Origin of the sequence: Pedobacter frigidisoli, from assembly GCF_032678525.1 — a bacterium.
GTDB lineage: Bacteria > Bacteroidota > Bacteroidia > Sphingobacteriales > Sphingobacteriaceae > Pedobacter > Pedobacter frigidisoli_A.
Window position 1 is genome coordinate 191,949 of record NZ_JAVTSE010000003.1, and the last position, 18,557, is coordinate 210,505.

Genomic DNA, 18,557 nt, shown 5'->3' on the forward strand with positions numbered 1-18,557 from the left:
ATATTTTCAAAGAAGAAATTATCTCTGCTGGTTTTAAAACAATATAGCGGTTTGGATCTTTGTAATATTGAATACATGATGGCAGATAAAAATAATAACAATATGATCAGGATCCGCGGCGCACGGGAGCACAACCTGAAAGATGTTTCGCTTGATATACCACGCGACAAACTGGTAGTATTTACCGGTGTATCCGGATCAGGTAAGTCGTCACTGGCCTTTGGGACCTTGTATGCCGAAGCACAACGACGGTATCTGGAATCAGTCTCTCCTTATGCACGCCGCCTCTTCAATCAAATGAGTGTACCCGAGGTGGATTCGATAGATGGACTTCCGCCCGCAGTGGCCCTCCAGCAACAGCGCGGAGGCGCCAGCACCAGGTCTTCTGTTGGCAGTGTTACCACCCTTTCAAACCTGCTCCGCATGTTATACTCCAGGGCAGGAGATTATCCTGAAGATCAGGAAATCATTTATGCAGAGGGCTTTTCGCCCAACACGCCAGAGGGTGCATGCCCCGAATGCCATGGACTTGGAAGCGTATTTGAAGTGACAGAGAAAACAATGGTACCTGATGCTTCCCTTAGTATCAGGGCACATGCTATTGCCTCTTGGCCAAAAGCCTGGCAGGGACAGAACCAACGCGACATATTGGTTTCAATGGGCTACAATGTAGATATTCCGTGGAAAGATTTGCCACAAAAAGACCGCGACTGGATCCTCTTTACAGAAGAAACACCAACGGTACCGGTATATCCGGGTTTTACGCCGGAGGAGACAGCAAAGGCAATCAGGCAGAAAAGAACACCAGATTATATGGGTACTTTTATAGGTGCAAAACCGTACGTGCTCAAAACCTTTTCGTCAAGTCAGTCTGAACTGATGAAAAAAAGGGTCAGTGAATTCATGATCAGCACACCCTGTCCGGTATGCGAAGGCAAACGCCTGCAGCGCGCCGCGCTATCGGTTAAGTTTGATAAAAAAGATATCGCAGAAATGTCACGTCTCTCCCTTTCGTCACTTTCTGCTATTGTTAGAAAATATGCCCGCAATAACGGAAAAAGCGAAAAACAAGTGGTTAAGCACAGGATTTGCGCCGACATCCTTTCGCGCATCAGCGTGATGCTCGAGTTGGGACTTGGCTATCTTACATTAGAAAGGACCACTCCTACCCTTTCACCTGGAGAACTTCAACGGCTCCGCCTGGCCACACAGGTTCATTCAAATCTTTTTGGCGTTGTTTATGTACTTGACGAACCCTCCGCAGGATTACATCCGGCAGATACCCGGGCGCTGCTTAACATCCTGGACAAACTAAAGGCAGCAGGGAACAGCATTTTTGTCGTAGAACATGAAATTGAAGTCATCCGCCATGCAGACTGGATTGTTGATGTGGGGCCTTCTGCAGGTGCACACGGAGGCCAGATTTTATATAATGGTTTGCCGGGCGGCCTAAAGAATATCGCAGACTCACTCACCTCCAAATATCTCCTCAGCGCACCTGTAAAGAATCGTTCAGCTAACCGTCAGACAACAGGAAAGCTGAGTATTGGCGGAGCCACCAGGCATAACCTCAAAAATATCAGCGTTGAGTTTCCACTCGGCTTATTGACTTGCGTAACCGGTATTTCAGGATCGGGCAAAAGCAGTCTGGTGAGCCACATTCTCGTAGAACTCGTCGCCAAAGGACTTGGACAAGATTTTGAAGTGTTGCCTGTAAACCCGGCCGATGGTTATTACGCAGAAGTCAGTGCTCCTGTTCAAGGCAAAATCATATCGGGATTGAATAACATTTCCCGTTTGGTTGTTGTAGACCAAAAGCCTATAGGGCGTACCCCCCGTTCAAACCTGGCCACATATACCGGTCTTTTTGACCATGTGCGAAAACGATTCGCGGAAACACCGCTGGCCAGAAAGCGAAAATACGATGCAGGTCGTTTTTCTTTCAATGTAGCTAAAGGCCGTTGCCCCAGATGTCAGGGAGAAGGCTTCGTAATGGTTGAATTGCTATTTTTGCCAAGTGTTTATACACCTTGTCCGGTATGTGACGGAACACGTTATAACAACGCTACGCTCGAGGTGACTTTTAAAGACAAAACCATCGCCCAGATTCTGGAACTAACTGTAGACCAGGCGCGAAACCTTTTTGATGAAGATCCACAGATTTACCGTTCACTCGATATTCTTCAGGAAGTTGGATTGGGATACCTGCGCCTGGGACAATCTGCAACTGAACTTTCCGGTGGAGAAGCACAGCGAATCAAGCTCGCTACCGAATTGCAAAAAATTCAGAAAGGGTCTTCGCTATACGTACTTGATGAGCCAACAACCGGACTCCACCCTGCTGATGTTGAAAGATTGATGATACAGCTCAATAAATTAGCGGATGCCGGAAATACAATAATTATTGTAGAACACGATATGCAGGTAATTGCCCAGAGTGATTGGGTAATTGATATCGGGCCTGGCACCGGAGATGAAGGAGGTAAAATTGTATATGCAGGAACAACCGAAGGACTTAGCCGTTGTACAGAAAGTAGAACAGCTCCTTTTCTGGCGCATTACATTGCAGAGGTTACAGCGGATCGAAGTTAGTCTTGGTAGCAAGTTTTATTATTATCTGCTTACTGTTTTTCCATGGTGGATTATTTTGTAAAACCGCTAAACGCGGCGATCAGTGCCATTGAAAGGAGAATTCTTTTATTGGAAACTATTTTCATGGATGCCGGTTAACTAATTATGGAAAATGAAATACTAGCAATTCAATACTTAGAAAATAAAGAAAAAGCACTTGCAGAACGTGCCGAGATAGACCTGGAACTGAAGCCAGCCTTAGCAGAAGCAGATCAGGATAAAAGTGCAGCGGGCAAACAAGCATCTGAAGCGCTTAAAGCCTCGATTGATCTTAAAGAGGTAGCTTTTCAGGAAACCGTTGACAGAATGACACCAATCTTTAGTGCATTCTTTCCTGTTTTACAAACCCTTGGTGCAACAAAGGATAACCCTTACCATATTTTTTATCACGAAAAAGATTATGGTTTCTATATCGATGATAACAAGAATATTCATTACAAGTAGCAGCTTTAATTGAACTAAAATTAATCAGAAATCTAAAAATCACTACCATGAAAAACAAGCTTAACCTGATTACCATCGCCAGTTTCGTTCTGCTGGCAGCAGCATGCTCCAAAGGAAGCATTGATGAAACAGATCCTGAAATTGACCCGGTTATTGGTCCTGGCGTTGAAACCAGTGCTCCGAATACCAGTTATCCTCCGGCCTTTGCCGGACAAACGAGAATGACAGCGGTACGTACCAATACGGCGATACAAGGCACCGCAATATCAACATCGCTTATTGCTCCCTGGGGTATTACAACCCTTCCTGACGGGAGATTTTTAATTACTCAAAAAGCTGGCACCATGCGCATCGCCACCTCTACCGGAACCTTAAGCGCACCGATAACCGGTCTTCCCGCCGTAAATGCAAACGGACAGGGCGGATTACTCGGCCTTTGTATCGATCCGCAGTTTTCAAGCAATCGAATGGTTTATTGGGTATTTTCAGAAAATGTGCCGGGTGGTACACAAACTTCAGTAGCAAAGGGTCGGTTGGCACAAAATGAACTGACCATTGAGAATGCTACAATAATTTACCGTGCAGGGCCGGCTTATAATGGCACATTGCATTATGGTGGCAGAATTATTTTCGACAAAACCGGTAACCTCATCGTGAGTGCAGGCGAACGATCAGACCTGGCAACAAGACCATTAGCACAATCGGTAACCGCAGGACTGGGCAAGGTGATACGAATCAATACCAACGGTCAGCCAGCCGCTGCAAATCCGACTTTCACCACGTCAGGGGCACTACCAGAACTCTATAGTATGGGACACCGGAATCCGCAGGGATTAGCGCTGCATCCTGTTACCGGAGATATCTGGCAAAGCGAACATGGGCCACGTGGCGGCGATGAACTCAACAGACTACAGGGCGGCAAAAACTATGGCTGGCCAACTATTACGTATGGTATCGAATATAGCGGCGCGGCAATAGGTTCTGCTATCCAGCAGCAGAATGGACTGGAACAACCGGTTTATTACTGGGATCCGGTAATTTCCCCAAGTGGCATGACTTTTTATAGTGGCAACCGTATACCTGAATGGCAGAACAATTTGTTTATGTGTTCGCTGAGCGCCACGCATATTGCCCGGCTGGTCATCACTAATAATAAGGTAGTGGGTGAAGAAAGGCTACTGGCCAGTGAGGGACAGCGTTTCCGCGACATTACGCAAGGTATAGATAATGCACTTTACGCCGTCACCGATGGAGGAAGGTTATATCGTATTGATAAACAGTAAACCTGAAATACGACTTCAATGCAATCACTGGCCAAAAAAAAATCCTCTTTAAAATTAATTAAAGAGGATTTTTTTGTACCCCGGAAGGGATTCGAACCCCTGACCCACGGTTTAGAAAACCGTTGCTCTATCCAACTGAGCTACCGAGGCTCATTTTTTAATGAGCTGCAAATATAGAAGTTCTATTTAATAAGAGAAAATATATTTCAAAAATATCGCCCATTCTGCGCTACAGCGGAATAAGTAATTCAATACTAATGAATTAATTTTTCACTATTATCGTCTGAATGATGAAGTAATACTTCTGCAACTCAAAAAACAATGATTTTAATAATTTCCGGTCACCCCTATTTCCAGTCCTCTTAGCTCTGCAAGGCCTCGTAAACGGCCAATTGCCGAATACCCCGGGTTCGTTTCTTTGGCCAGATCATCCAGCATCTGATGCCCGTGATCAGGACGAAACGGAATGGGCTGCTGACGTAGCGCATTCTCCTCTGTAACGGCCTTCATAATATCATACATATTTACGTCGCCACCGAGGTGATCTGCTTCATAAAAACTACCGTCTTCATCCTTTGTCACGTTACGCAGATGGAGAAAATATACCCGCTCTTTTACCGCCTGGAAAATTTCGAGGGCATCATTTTTCATGCCGGCACCTAATGAACCGGTGCAGAAACATACACCATTAAAAGGCTGGTCTACACCAGATATAATGTCTTTGAAATCCTGAAGGGTACTGGCAATCCGGGGTAAGCCTAAAATAGGATAAGGCGGATCATCAGGGTGGATAGTCATCCTGATCCCTTCTTCGGTACATACACCGGCAATCGAAGAAAGGAAAAAATTTAAGTTTTCTTTCAACCCTGCGGTACCTATTGCAGCGTATTCATTAATGCTGGCCCTTAAAGTCTCCAGTTCAATCTCTTTTTCATTGGGAATGCCCATCAGTACGTTTACGCGTAAATCATTTAAGGCGTTTTCATCCAGCGTAGCATATTTATCTTGTGCCCGTTGCAAAATAGAAGGCGAATAATCTGAAGCTGCCTGATCACGTTTCAGGATGTAGAGGTCGAAAATGGCCAGGTCGATCCAATTAAAATATAAAGCTTTGGAGCCATCAGTCATTTGGAGGTCCAGTTGCGTACGTGTCCAGTCCAGCACAGGCATGAAATTGTAGCAAACGGTCTTGATGCCGCATGCAGACAGGTTTCTCAACGAAGTCCTGTAGTTTTCAAGGTAATGCTCCGCATCGGCTCTGCGTGTTTTAATAGCTTCGTGAACAGGTACACTTTCCACTACCGACCAGGTGAGCCCTGATGCCTCAATAATGGCTTTTCGTTCCTGAATATCTTCCAAAGGCCAGATTTCGCCATGGGGAATGTGGTGTAGTGCAGATACAATTCCTGTTGCACCGGCTTGCTTTACATCTTGTAAACTAACCGGATCATTTGGTCCGTACCAACGCCAGGTTTGCTCGAGTTTTTTATACTTCATAAAAAATTGTGATATATTTAAATTTGGTTCTAAACACCTGAAAACGCACAAAATCCACCGTCTACCGTAATGCTTTCGCCACTTACAAATTTCGAAGCATCACTTAAAAGGTACACCAAAGCCCCTATTAATTCATCTGGAGAACCAAATCGTTTAAAGGGCGTTTTGGTAATAATGGCCTGACCCCTGCTGGTTAATGATTCATCAGGGTTGGTGAGCAATGCCCTGTTTTGATTGGTGATAAAAAAACCGGGAACAATGGCATTCATCCTGATCTTATCGCCGTACCTGTTGGCCAGCTCCACCGCCATCCATTTGGTATAACTGTCGATTGCCGTTTTAGCAAGCGAATAACCCAGTACACGTGTTACCGCTTGTGAAGCAGACACCGATGAGATGTTTACAATACTCCCTCCATGTTTGGCAATTTCCTTCCCGAAAATCTGTGTAGGTACTATGGTTCCAAACAAATTCAAGTCAAAAGCCTGTTTCAAGGCATTAATATTTAAATTGAAAACATCGCTCCCAGGCTGAACAACGGCTTCGGGAATATTTCCACCTGCGCCATTCACCAGCGCATCAATTCGGCCATAAGTGTTCATGATTTCGCAGTGGGCATGATTTAAATTTTCCTCGTTTAGTACATCAGCAATCACATACATGGCTTTTCCGCCAGCTTCAGTGACTTCTTTTACACGCTGCCTGGCGGCATCTTCATTTCTGCCAATGATTACAATTGTTGCTTCAGCTGCACACAGCCCGTTAATAAAAGCCTCTCCTAAAACACCGGTTGCACCTGTAACCACAACCACCTTGTTTTTTAACGAAAACAGACTTTCGACTTTATTTACCATTTGTTTAGTTTTATCTGGTTAATTTACCACTAATGTGGCTATGGAATGGGGTAAGCTGGTCGCTTCGGCTGCTTCACCTTTAATCCATAAATTGTATTTTAATTTTTCATCTGATTGGTTCATCACCACAACTACCAGCTTACCATCAGTATTTAAGAAAGCTGTAGAAAACAGTTTGTCGCGACTTGATGCTGTACCAATCCTTCTGGCTCCGGGACGAATGAACTTGGAGAAGTGGCCGATATAGTAATAGGCATTTGTATAAATGAGTTTATCTTTTTTAGTATCGGCGTGTACCGGTGCAAAACAGAAGTTTCCTACGTGATTGGGACCGCCTTTTTCGTCCAGAAGAATATTCCAGTCGGTCCATGCGCCGGTACCGGCGTTAAAATCGTTGATCATGGAATAGCCATAACGCTCACCCAAAGTCCAGTCATCCAGTTTTTTTACATCATACTGTTCTTTACATCCCTCGGTAAAAATCAGGGCTTTATCCGGATAAGCCTCATGTGTTTGTTTTACATTTCCAAACTGCATACCACTTCCCGTCCAGGTTTCGTACCAGTGATACCCAATACCCCAAACATATTTCGCCGCCTCTTTATCATTCAAAATAGTACTTGCACGCTGGAATATCTGATCCCGGTTATGGTCCCATGCGATAAGTTTTTTAGCCGCTAGTCCGGATTTTTGTAAAGTTGGGCCCAGGAAGTTTTTAATAAAGTCCCGCTCCTCTTCTGCAGTGTACACGCATGATTCCCAGATTTGTTTGGCCATAGGCTCGTTCTGCACCGACAAACCCCAAACCGGTATGCCCATCGCTTCGTAGGTTTTAATGAATTTAACATAATGGTTGGCCCATGCCTGGCGATATGCAGGTAGCAAGTGACCGCCTCCGATTACGCTGTTATTGTCTTTCATCCATGCGGGTGGCGACCACGGGCTAACATATAAGGTTAATTTACCGCCGGCGGCAGCTGTAGCCTGTTTAATCAGCGGAATTTTATATTGCTCATCATGTGCCACACTGAATGTTTTCAGGTCCTTATCGTTATCCTGAATATAAGCATAAGTTCCGCTGGAAAAGTCGCAACTCGCGATATTGGTTCTGGCCAGGCTGTAACCAATTCCTTTATCAGTACTATAATAGGCAGTCAGTAATTCCTGCTGATTTGCTTTAGAAAGTTTGGCAAATGTTTCAGCAGAAGCATCGGTGAGCGCGCCACCAATACCTACAAAAGTTTGATATTTGATCGTTGGATCAACAAAAATACAAGGCTCGGTTTCAAATGGTTGTTTATGTTCCGTAAAATTTAATGTTTCTGTTTTACTCAACCGGTAATCAGACTTGTCTGCAGTTATATAAACGGTTACTTTTTTGTTTACTGTCGAATAGCTTCCGGTGCTTTTCACAGCTGGTTTTGTTACTTTCCTGGTTTGGGCACCAGCAGTAAAGGCGGTGGCCAGAATTAACAGGATGCTCAGTTTCTCTTTCATCATGATCGTATACTTATGTTAAATGCCAATGAAGACATCGATATATTTGTAATGCCGAATTTCCGAATAAAAACTTCATTACTTACATCATTTAACATCATTCTAAGGTATATTTTTTTCTGTAGCACCCTGATTTGGGTTTAACCAATTATTTATTAGGCGAATAACATCATCTGTTTATTTAATATCTCTATTTATATTTCGTCTGCATTTGCCCGTAAAAATCTTTTAGTATGTAATAGGCCTTCTTTTTCTTACCTGTTTCACTAATCAGTCCTTTACGGTTCCAGAAATTCTGATAAATGGGATGCTGCCGTCTTGGAGACCTGAAATCGGTTAAAATCCAGGGCGTCATCCCGCGTAAAGCACCTATCTTAGATAAGAGTGTAATCTGGTTTTTGTACAGTGCTTCCTGATATTCTTCGCTCCAACGGGTATTTTCATCCGCGTGAAAGCCGCCCAGGGCATCGCCACCGAACTCCGTAACCACCACTGGTTTGTTATATTTGATATTGAAAGTATATTTGGTAATCTCTGATGGATTACCTCCCCAATACCAGCCCGCATATTCATTAAAACTAACCAGGTCGATTTTTTCGCCCAGCGGATCGTTCAGTACCATTGCATTTCCATCGCGGTGTACTTCCAAAGCAGCTGCCACCAACCGGGTATCGTCAAGCGTGCGGGCGGTTTCTACCAGATTCGTCATGAAGCTTAACCGTGCATCGCTCAGTGGTGTTTCGTTACCTACCGACCACACTATCACACTGGCCCGGTTTTTATCACGCACAATTAAATCAGTAAGCTGCTGTTTAGCGTTGGCATAAGTTGCGGGGTTAGTCCAGCTGATGGTCCAGTATACAGGTACCTCGGCCCAAACAAGCAACCCCATCTCATCTGCCAAACGAATCATCTCTTCGTTATGTGGATAATGCGCCAGGCGGACATAATTGCAGTTCATGTCCTTTGCCCATTGCAGCATCATGCGCATATCACCTTCCCCACGCAACCTGCCAGCCAGTAGTGGATTTTCATCGTGAATTGAAATGCCACGAAGGAAAACTGATTTTCCGTTCAACAGGATGCTGTCGCCATCTACCTGAATCGTTCTGAACCCTATCTTATCATTAATATCTTCTTTATCGGTTTTGATATTCACCGCATAAAGCTTGGGTGTTTCCGGCGACCATAGGCTTAAATTGTTCCAGGTGAAATCATCGGCTACCCTACCTTCTGCATCAGTTTTGTATTTTTTCTCCAGCTTTAATTCCGGTATCGAAAGTGTAATTTCCTGATTTGGAGTGGCATCATTGAGTTTTAAAGTAAAACTTAATAAGTTATTGTTTCCTTTAACGAGTTGTAATTTATAATCGCTGATAAAGTGTTCCGGGAATTCTGCCAGGAAAACGTCACGTGTAATACCGCCGTAGTTCCACCAGTCAGTATTTACGGTCGGAATTTCATCGGCTTTCCGGGTATTGTCAACTTTTACAACGATAGAATTCTCCCCCGCTTTTAATACACTGGTGACATCGAACTGGAAGGGAGTAAAACCACCCTTATGTATGCCAACTTTTTTTCCGTTTACATATACATGCGCTTCATAGTTTACTGCGGCGAAATAGATAAAGTACTTCTTGCCCTTTTCAGGTTTGGCGTCAAATTTCCTTCTGAACCAGATATTCCCCTCATAAAGCTCCAGTTTTTCCAGTTGTGAATTCCAGTCGCCGGGAATATTCATTTGAGGTGAATGATCGAAGTCATACTCAATCAGTTCCGATTTATCTTTTTGAACACGGTCGTCGAAAAAGCCGCCTGTTCCACTTTTGGATTTATCAAAAGGCTCATGCCTGTAGTCATAGTAGCCGTTTTCGTATGGATCGATGATGTAATTCCATTTGCCGTTGAGACTCTGCACCTTGCGGGCCTGAATATTTTGTATAGCGGTAACCTGTGCGTAACTAACTGAAGCAAAAAGCGATAAGCAGATTAAAAGTACTCTATAGGTTAATTTTAGCATAACTTATTTTTAATTTGTTAATTAATTGATTGTTCCAAAACTAACAATTAAATAACTGACGATGTTTCCATCAAGGGCAAAATTTGGTTATAGATGGATATTTTCATGTTAAAAGCATAGCGAATTTATAAAAGGGAACCCGATAAAAGAGTTACAAAATGCCCGCCGGCATGCAGAGCAGATAGAAACAACGTTTCAAACGTTTGAAATAATTGCGTTTTTTTCTTAACTATGCATGGAGATTGGAAATGATGATGCAAAATACGCCTGTTACGCTTAAATTTCTTGCCGGTAAATTAAAAATGTCGGTTTCTACAGTTTCCAAGGCGCTTAATAATTATCCAACCATAAACGAGTTTACGAAGAAACGCGTTCAGGAAATGGCCAGGGAACTGAACTTCACGCCTAATAAATCAGCCATCAATTTAAAGGAAAGACGTTCACGGATTATCGGTATCATCCTTCCAAATTTATCAGATCATTTTTTTACCCGGAGTATTGATGGTGTGGAGCAATTTGCCACTGCACATGGATATAATGTCATCATCAGTCAGTCTCACGATGATTTGCAAAAAGAGATCCAGTCGGCAGATATGCTTTTAAGAAGCCGCGTGGATGGATTGATCGTGGCTATATCCAAACATACACAGCAATTCGATCACCTTAATCAGTTTGAAAAAATGGGTGTGCCGGTAGTGTATTATACCCGGAATCCCAGCTTTAATTTAAATTGCCATAAAGTACTCGGGAATACTTTTCAAGGTTGCTATCAGGCTACTCAATTCCTGATTGAACGGGGCCACCGAAAAATAGCCTACCTGGGTGGTCCTAAGATGATCAATTTTACCCATGATCGTTTTAATGGCTATATTAATGCACTAAAGGATAATCAAATTCCTTTTTCAGCTGAGCTGGTTGCTTATACTGATTTTGATCAGGAAAATACCATTACTGCAATACAACACCTCTTTTCTGCTGAAAAAATACCGACTGCGTTGGTGGCTTTCAAGGAGCCAATCCTGTTCGATGCAATCAAATACCTGAAATCAATAAACTATCCCGGATTTGCTAAAATAGAGTGTGTTGGATTCGGAAACAATGCATTTATTACCTATCTGGACAATCCGCCGGTGGCTTCTATAGAGGAGAATCCGGAATCAGTCGGCGAAAACGCTATAAAATTGTTATTGCAACTCATCAACCGGGAGATTGATCTGCAGGATTACAAAAAGGTGATGGTTGATTGCCGATTGGTAGTACATTGACGTATGTTTTATTCGTGCATATTAAAATGCGATGGCATTAGTTTTAGTGATGTGTTTTTCGTGGTATACGAACGCAAATACAATTAGTAAACCTGCTGCCCCTTCAAAGGCTACCACGGTTTGCGTACCAAACTGATGGGCAAAATAACCCATTAACAAACTTCCAATCGGTAACACCCCCTGATACGCCATGATATAGTAGCTCAGGGTACGCCCCCTCATTAAATCATCAGCATGTGTTTGCAGGTAGGTATTGATGGATGATGTTTGGGCCATTAAACCCAAAGCGGCCAGTCCGGTACAACCTAAAGCCAGTATGAGTGAAGGGGAAACAGCAAGGGCGATCACGGCGATGGCCAGTACGGTGCCCGATAGTATCACAATTTTTTGAAGGTTTTGCCCTGGTTTTAGGGTAGCCATGTAAATGGCACCAAAGAAGGCCCCGAAACCTGCAGCACTTTCAAACCAGCCAAATGTAGTGGCATTACCATTAAAAATATCTTTAGCAAATACGGGCAGTAAGGTGGTAAAGGGAATCACAAGCAAGCTGGATGCAGCCATCATCAAAATCATGGAGGCCAGATCCGGAGACGCTTTGAGATAATCATAGCCCTTTTTCAGATCGATCCAGATGTTTTCTTTGGATCTTGCTGGTTCAGCCAGATTGAGTTTCATCATCACCATACAACCCAGCACTGCAATAAAACTAAGGAAATTGATTAAAAAACAGATGTCTTCACCCAAGGTACTAAGAATTACCCCAGCAAGCGCCGGACCAATAAGCCTGGCCGCATTGAACATAGAAGAGTTGAGTGCAATCGCATTCGGCAAATCTTCCTTATCATCAATTAAATTAACCATTAATGACTGGCGGGCCGTAACATCAAATGCATTCACCAGTCCCTGAACAAGTGAAAGGGCTGCTATCCAGAACATATCATACACCTTGAACCAGATCATCGCGGCAAGCGCCCCTGCTTGCAACATCAGTATAATCTGAGTAATTACCAGGATTTTATATTTATTATGCCTGTCTACATAGCTGCCGGCATATGGCGCCAGTATTAAAGATGGGATTAAACTAAGAAAGGTAATTAAACCCAGTAAGAAAGCCGATCCCGTTAATCTGTAAACCAGCCAACTGATGGCTACGCGTTGCATCCATGTGCCAACAAGTGAAATGGCTTGCCCGGTAAAAAATAACCTGTAATTATAATGTCTTAAGGAACGAAAAATACTCATGATTAAATAGTAAAGTAACTTTACAAAAGTAACGATTACCACAGTATTTACAAAATGTAAATCTGTTATTTTCATCATCTGTAGATCATTTAGAATCCTTCATCTTTAAGATCACTGTATAATAATTAAATAATAAGCATTATATTTGTAAAGTTTATTTACCAATATAATGCCATCGCAAACACAAGAAATAGCAGCTAAGTTAAGAAGTACAGTTACCCGGCTTACTCGCCAGTTAAGGAAGCAGAATGTAAGTTCTGAATTTAGTAATGCCGAGCTGCTTACCATGTCTTTACTGGAGCAGCATGGAAAAATGCTATCTACAGAGCTGGCTGACCTGGAGCGCGTTTCAAAGCAGGCGATATCGCAAATTATCAATCGTTTACATGAGGCAAAGTGTGTGGAACGTTTCCCGAGTGAGGAAGATAAGCGGAAAGTTTATATCGCTTTAACAAAGCTTGGTGAGAAACACATCATCGCCAGCAGAAAGATTAAAGAGGAATGGCTGGTACAAACCATGGAAAAAATATTCTCCTCAGAAGAAATTAACCTGATACAGGCATTTCTTCCCCTGCTTTCGCGGTTAGTAGAACATAACGGAACAAGAGTATAGTTTTACTTTCTCTTTACCCGAAATAGCCGTAACTTGCCACACAGCATGGGACTATATTTTACTTCAATAAATTCGGGCAGTAACGGCAATTGCTATTACGTGGGCAATCAGGATGAAGCCGTGCTGATTGATGTGGGATTGACCTGTAAAGAAGTGGAAAAGAGAATGCTGAGGCTTGGATTGTCCGTACATAAAGTGAAAGCTGTTTTCATTTCGCATGAACACAGTGACCACATCAAGGGACTCAGCGTTTTTGCCAGGAAATTCAAAATCCCTGTTTATATCAGTAGCCCAACTTTAAAAAGCAGTAAATTACTGTTCAACGAAGGTTGCACCTTCCCTATTGCCCATACCCAGAGCATCAGCATCGGGAACTTGAAGGTTTTTGCCTTTTCAAAGTTTCACGATGCTGCCGACCCGTATAGTTTCACTGTAGAACACAATAACATTCGTGTAGGTATATTTACCGACATCGGCGCAGTTTGCGAACGGCTTATCAGCCAGTTCAGAACCTGTCATGCAGCTTTTCTTGAAGCTAACTATTGCGCCCGGATGCTAGCCAACGGTAATTACCCTTACTTTCTCAAAAGGCGCATCACCAGCGGACATGGTCACCTCAGCAATGCGCAGGCGCTTGATCTTTTTCAAAATCATAAACCCGACTTTATGAGTCATCTCCTGCTGAGTCATTTATCAAAGGATAACAATGATCCATCGCTGGTGGAAGAACTTTTTAAAAAGGTAGCCGGAAATACTTTGATAAAAGTTGCTTCGCGCTATGAAGAAACAGAATTGTATTATATAGGCAACGAAAATTCCTGTAGCAGCACATACCATTTTAATCCATATAGCCATCAGGCTGAACAATTAAATCTGTTCTAGAATGGCCCTAAATCACTATTGGTATTTACATTAAAAACTCTCATTTCTGATTTGTTAAGCAAGATCAACGGGAACGACTTAGATTAACAAAAAAAAAGAGACTAATTTTCATTAGTCTCTTTTTTTAAGTATTCTGTAACCACATTGGAAGTCTTCAAACACTGGTGATTACATAACTCCTATCTATTAAAGGTTCTTAACGATTGCCTCGTCTGTAGGTTTGGTTTTTGAACGGAAACGGTGAACCAACTCCCCCTTCTCATTAATCAGAAACTTTTCAAAGTTCCATTTGATATCACCTTGTTCCTCTGTATTGGTTTGAGTAGTCAGGTATTTAAATAAGGGACTGATATCGTCACCTTTTACACTGCTTTTTTCTGCCAGGAGGAAAGAAACGTTGTATTTACCAGTGCAAAATTCTTTAATCTCTGCATTGGTCGAAAATTCCTGACCACCGAAGTTTCCTGCAGGAAATCCGATTAATACCACTTTCTTGCCGTACTGTTTTTGCAGTTTCTCAAGATCTTCATATTGCGGAGTGAAGCCACATTTAGAAGCGGTATTGACAATCATAATTTTTTTACCTTTAAATTTCGATAACTTGATTTCTTTGCCGTCAATAGTTTTGAAGCTGAAATCGTAAACATTTTTCGGCGGATTTGGCACCAAAAAGTTTAAAAGGATAAGGATAGTGTTGATCATTGCTTTGTTTTATTTTATATACGAAGATAAGCACAAATAGGATTTAGAAAGGTAATGTAGGCATAAATAATTGAACAAAATCATGTTTAGGTTTGGATTTATCCCTTTATTATAGCTTTATTTGCACAAAAACGTATTTCATGGCCAAAAACTTATTAATCGTAGAGTCACCCGCAAAAGCTAAAACTATAGAAGGCTACTTAGGCAAAGATTTCCTGGTGAAATCAAGCTATGGCCATATTCGGGATTTAGCCAAAGGCGATATGGCGATCGATATTGAAAATGATTTTGCGCAAAAATACGAGGTTCCGGCTGATAAGAAAGCACTGGTAGCCGAATTAAAGAAACTTGCCAAGGATGCCGAAATGGTATGGCTTGCATCCGATGAAGACCGTGAGGGAGAAGCCATTTCATGGCACTTATTCGAAACTTTAGGCCTGAAAGTGGAGAAGACTAAACGTATCGTTTTTCATGAAATCACCAAACCTGCTATCCTGAAAGCAATTGATTGTCCGCGAACGATTGATTATAACCTGGTAAATGCCCAGCAGGCCCGTCGCGTTTTAGATCGTTTAGTGGGTTTCGAACTTTCTCCTGTTTTATGGAAAAAAGTAAAACCATCGCTTTCAGCCGGCCGCGTACAATCGGTAGCAGTTCGGTTAATTGTCGACAGAGAGCGAGAGGTTCAGCACTTTAGTGCAGCTGCAGCTTTCAAAATTACCGCTCAGTTTTCTACCGGTAAGGGAAAAGAAGTGGTAAAAGCAGAACTTCCCCAGCGTTTTGAAAATGAGGCTGAAGCAGAACAATTCCTTCAGGACTGCGCATCAGCCAGGTTTGATATCAGCAGTCTGGAAACCAAACCGGCCAAACGCAACCCGGCAGCGCCTTTCACCACATCTACTTTGCAGCAGGAGGCATCCAGGAAATTGGGCTTCTCGGTAGCAAGGACCATGCAGGTGGCACAACGATTGTACGAAGCCGGTAAGATTACATACATGAGAACGGATTCGGTAAACTTATCAGAAACCGCTATCAATGCTGCTGCTGCAGAAATCAAATCAGCTTACGGAGAGAAATATCATCATCAAAGGGTTTATAAAACTAAATCGGCAGGCGCTCAGGAGGCTCACGAAGCTATTCGCCCGACCTATTTTGACAGGCACTCAGTAGATGGCGACAATTCTGAAAAACGTTTGTACGATTTAATCTGGAAACGCTCTATCGCATCTCAGATGAGTGAAGCCCTGTTTGAAAAAACAACGGCCCAGATTACAGCTTCCACCAGAAAAGAACATCTTGTGGCTGAAGGTGAAGTGCTAAAATTCGATGGCTTTTTAAAGGTTTATCTCGAATCAACCGATGAAGAAGAAGGAGATGAAAAAGAAGGGGGTTCAATCCTCCCTCCTTTGGCTAAAGGACAAGAATTATTGTTAAAGGAAATGCAGGCAACGGAACGTTTTTCACGTCCGCCTGCAAGATATACAGAAGCCAGTCTGGTTAAAAAATTAGAAGAACTGGGTATAGGCAGACCATCAACATATGCGCCAACCATTTCTACGGTACAAAACCGCGGTTATGTGGTAAAGGAGGATCGGGATGGTAAGCAAAGAAACTTTGTTTCCATTGTGCTGGCAAACGGACAGTTAAAAAAAGAAACAAAATCCGAAATTACAGGAGCCGAGAAATCCAAGCTATTTCCTACCGATATTGGCGAGGTAGTAAATGATTTTTTGGTTGAACATTTTAAAGGGATTGTTGATTTTAACTTTACAGCCAGGGTAGAAAAGGAATTTGATGAGATTGCGCAAGGATTACAGGAATGGACCAAAATGTTGCATTCTTTTTATAATCCTTTCCACCTGGAAGTGGAGACTACGTTGGAAAATGCGGAACGTGCTACAGGTGAACGTTTGCTCGGGTTAGACCCGGCAAGCGGGAAAAATGTATATACTAAAGTCGGTAAATTTGGTCCCTTGGTTCAAATTGGTGAGCTCGATGAAGAAGAAAAGCCACGCTATGCAAGTTTGATGCGCAGTCAATCGGTGGCTACAATTACACTCGAAGATGCACTGGAACTTTTCAAACTTCCTTTTGCCCTTCCTGATTTTGAGGGCAAAGAAGTGATGGTAGGTATTGGCCGTTTTGGCCCATATGTGAAATGGGGTGAAGCATTTATCTCCCTTCCAAAAAACGAAGAACCACTTTCAGTTAACTACGAAAGAGCGGTACAGATCATTCAACAGAAAATGGATGCAGATGCGCCCATTGCCTATTATGAAGGCTTAGAGGTTACAAAAGGTAAAGGCCGCTTCGGCCCTTTCATCAAATGGAACGATCTGTTTATCAATATACCTGCAAAAGGATATGATTATGATAACCTAACTCAGGCCGATATTGATGTGTTAATCAGTAAAAAAGTTGAAAAAGAAGCCAATCGTTACATTAAAACCTGGGATGCAGAGAAAATCTCGATAGAAAACGGACGATGGGGACCATTTATCCGCTTTGGAAAACTCATGTTGAAACTCAGAAACAATGAGGCTACCAAACAAAAATATACTGCTGAAGAATTGGTTGATATCGATCTGGAGGTAGTTAAAAAGATGATTGTGGAGCAGGTTCCAAACGCCTTCGAAACAAAGAAAAAAGCAGCGCCGAAAAAATCAGCAGCAAAAAAAGCTCCGGCTAAAAAAACAGTGGCAAAAAAGAAATAATAATTTAATAGTCCAATCACTCATTTATTCAATAATAAGCAGTTGAAAGCAGATTTACCAGAAAATACAGTTGAAGATATTGCTATGGCGGTGGTGCTGATGAGCGAAACGCCGGAGGTAAAAAACTGGACTGTTTATCTTGTTAACCTGAAAAGTGAGCCGATTACAAACGTGTTAATCAGCTCAAAAGGTTACGGGGAGAAAGATGGTAAACAAGTGAAAACTTCTGTACTTCGCCATTTTATAGGCGACATGGCCGCAAACGATTTTAAAGGTGTTGAAGCCATCGACCCTGAAGTTTTCGGCCTTACAAATGAATACTGGTTGAGTTACTACATCGGCTCAACAATCTTTGATAAGAAATTCATCTTCCTTCCCGAAAGTATTATCGATTCCAACCTGATCAAAATCCCGCTGGTGAACCGGCCTGGGGTGATGATCAAATAAGCCAACAATTAAGGCACCTTTACTGCCTGCCTGCCCAGTAGCTTCCACCCCGCTTTCTCTTTACTCCAGATCAGTAATATATATAGCTTAACATTTCCGGGTACTTGTTTATCATTGGTCTTGGCCGTAAGGGTATGCCTTACCAGTGCGGTATTGTTTTGAACAATTATTGCCTGATCGGTCAGGCTGATATCTACGAAGTCTGATTCTCCTGATAACAGTGAATGCAAAAATTCCTGTTTATTCTGGACTTTCCCACTGGAATGCCCATAGCTCAGTTTATTCAACACAAGCTTATCCAATGCCAAACTATCGGGACTGATCATCAGTTTTGTAAGTAAGCTTACCGCATCTTCAACGCGCTCATTTTGGGCAAAGCCCGCGTTGGCGACGAAGAGTAATCCACAAAATATCACTATTTTTTTTATCATATCTGGTCAAAATTAGGTTGATACCGTAAACATAT

At 42.5% G+C, this 18,557-nt stretch carries 15 protein-coding genes and 1 tRNA gene; 8 read left to right on the forward strand and 8 right to left on the reverse strand.

All coding sequences use genetic code 11. The annotated features are described in order from the left end of the window. Positions 1-75 precede the first annotated feature (75 nt). The 3 genes from uvrA to R2Q80_RS09915 all read left to right on the forward strand — a co-directional run bounded on the left by uvrA (position 76) and on the right by R2Q80_RS09915 (position 4,358). A complete protein-coding gene (gene uvrA, locus R2Q80_RS09905) occupies positions 76-2,592 on the forward strand; it encodes an excinuclease ABC subunit UvrA (RefSeq protein WP_316799445.1) in 2,517 nt (838 codons plus the stop codon). A 144-nt stretch (positions 2,593-2,736) separates the two neighbouring features. After that, complete coding sequence (locus R2Q80_RS09910; protein ID WP_316799446.1) at positions 2,737-3,075, forward strand: hypothetical protein; 339 nt, start codon at positions 2,737-2,739, stop codon at positions 3,073-3,075. Positions 3,076-3,122: 47 nt separating this feature from the next. Beyond that, a complete protein-coding gene (locus tag R2Q80_RS09915) occupies positions 3,123-4,358 on the forward strand; it encodes a PQQ-dependent sugar dehydrogenase (RefSeq protein ID WP_316799447.1) in 1,236 nt (411 codons plus the stop codon). A gap of 76 nt (positions 4,359-4,434) precedes the next feature. On the opposite strand, the gene R2Q80_RS09920 is transcribed toward R2Q80_RS09915, so the two are convergent. The 5 genes from R2Q80_RS09920 to R2Q80_RS09940 form a co-directional block, all read right to left on the reverse strand. After that, a tRNA-Arg gene (locus R2Q80_RS09920) sits at positions 4,435-4,508 on the reverse strand. Between the two features lie 177 nt (positions 4,509-4,685). Next, a complete protein-coding gene (gene uxuA / locus R2Q80_RS09925; protein WP_316799448.1) occupies positions 4,686-5,855 on the reverse strand; it encodes a mannonate dehydratase in 1,170 nt (389 codons plus the stop codon). Positions 5,856-5,884: 29 nt separating this feature from the next. Further along, the gene (locus R2Q80_RS09930; RefSeq protein ID WP_316799449.1) at positions 5,885-6,709 is read right to left on the reverse strand and encodes an SDR family oxidoreductase; all 825 of its coding nucleotides are present in this window, start codon (positions 6,707-6,709) and stop codon (positions 5,885-5,887) included. 18 nt (positions 6,710-6,727) lie between these two features. Then, positions 6,728-8,209 (reverse strand): glycoside hydrolase family 30 protein, encoded by a 1,482-nt coding sequence (locus R2Q80_RS09935; protein ID WP_316799450.1) that lies wholly within the window; start codon positions 8,207-8,209, stop codon positions 6,728-6,730. Between the two features lie 187 nt (positions 8,210-8,396). Continuing rightward, positions 8,397-10,226: a glycoside hydrolase family 2 TIM barrel-domain containing protein gene (locus R2Q80_RS09940; RefSeq protein ID WP_316799451.1), complete on the reverse strand. Its 1,830-nt coding sequence runs from the start codon at positions 10,224-10,226 to the stop codon at positions 8,397-8,399. Positions 10,227-10,438: 212 nt separating this feature from the next. Here R2Q80_RS09940 and R2Q80_RS09945 point away from each other — a divergent pair, with 212 nt between their 5' ends. Continuing rightward, complete coding sequence (locus R2Q80_RS09945; protein WP_316799452.1) at positions 10,439-11,491, forward strand: LacI family DNA-binding transcriptional regulator; 1,053 nt, start codon at positions 10,439-10,441, stop codon at positions 11,489-11,491. Positions 11,492-11,512: 21 nt separating this feature from the next. On the opposite strand, the gene R2Q80_RS09950 is transcribed toward R2Q80_RS09945, so the two are convergent. After that, positions 11,513-12,811 carry an MFS transporter gene (locus R2Q80_RS09950; RefSeq protein WP_316799453.1) on the reverse strand — a complete coding sequence of 433 codons (1,299 nt, stop codon included), beginning with the start codon at positions 12,809-12,811 and terminating at the stop codon, positions 11,513-11,515. Between the two features lie 91 nt (positions 12,812-12,902). Between R2Q80_RS09950 and R2Q80_RS09955 the strand changes: the two genes are divergently transcribed. Both R2Q80_RS09955 and R2Q80_RS09960 read left to right on the forward strand, forming a co-directional pair. After that, complete coding sequence (locus tag R2Q80_RS09955) at positions 12,903-13,346, forward strand: MarR family winged helix-turn-helix transcriptional regulator (RefSeq protein WP_316799454.1); 444 nt, start codon at positions 12,903-12,905, stop codon at positions 13,344-13,346. 45 nt (positions 13,347-13,391) lie between these two features. Then, positions 13,392-14,228, forward strand: coding sequence for an MBL fold metallo-hydrolase (locus R2Q80_RS09960; RefSeq protein WP_316799455.1), 837 nt, complete (start codon positions 13,392-13,394; stop codon positions 14,226-14,228). Positions 14,229-14,414: 186 nt separating this feature from the next. On the opposite strand, the gene R2Q80_RS09965 is transcribed toward R2Q80_RS09960, so the two are convergent. Then, positions 14,415-14,930, reverse strand: a complete 516-nt coding sequence (locus R2Q80_RS09965; protein WP_316799456.1) for a glutathione peroxidase — start codon at positions 14,928-14,930, stop codon at positions 14,415-14,417. Positions 14,931-15,070: 140 nt separating this feature from the next. Between R2Q80_RS09965 and topA the strand changes: the two genes are divergently transcribed. Further along, positions 15,071-17,644 (forward strand): type I DNA topoisomerase, encoded by a 2,574-nt coding sequence (gene topA / locus R2Q80_RS09970; protein WP_316799457.1) that lies wholly within the window; start codon positions 15,071-15,073, stop codon positions 17,642-17,644. Between the two features lie 42 nt (positions 17,645-17,686). Beyond that, on the forward strand, positions 17,687-18,091 hold the full coding sequence (locus tag R2Q80_RS09975; RefSeq protein WP_316799458.1) for a hypothetical protein: 405 nt from the start codon (positions 17,687-17,689) through the stop codon (positions 18,089-18,091). 8 nt (positions 18,092-18,099) lie between these two features. On the opposite strand, the gene R2Q80_RS09980 is transcribed toward R2Q80_RS09975, so the two are convergent. Continuing rightward, entirely contained in the window at positions 18,100-18,522 is a 423-nt protein-coding gene (locus R2Q80_RS09980; RefSeq protein WP_316799459.1) for a nuclear transport factor 2 family protein, read from the reverse strand. Positions 18,523-18,557 lie beyond the last annotated feature (35 nt).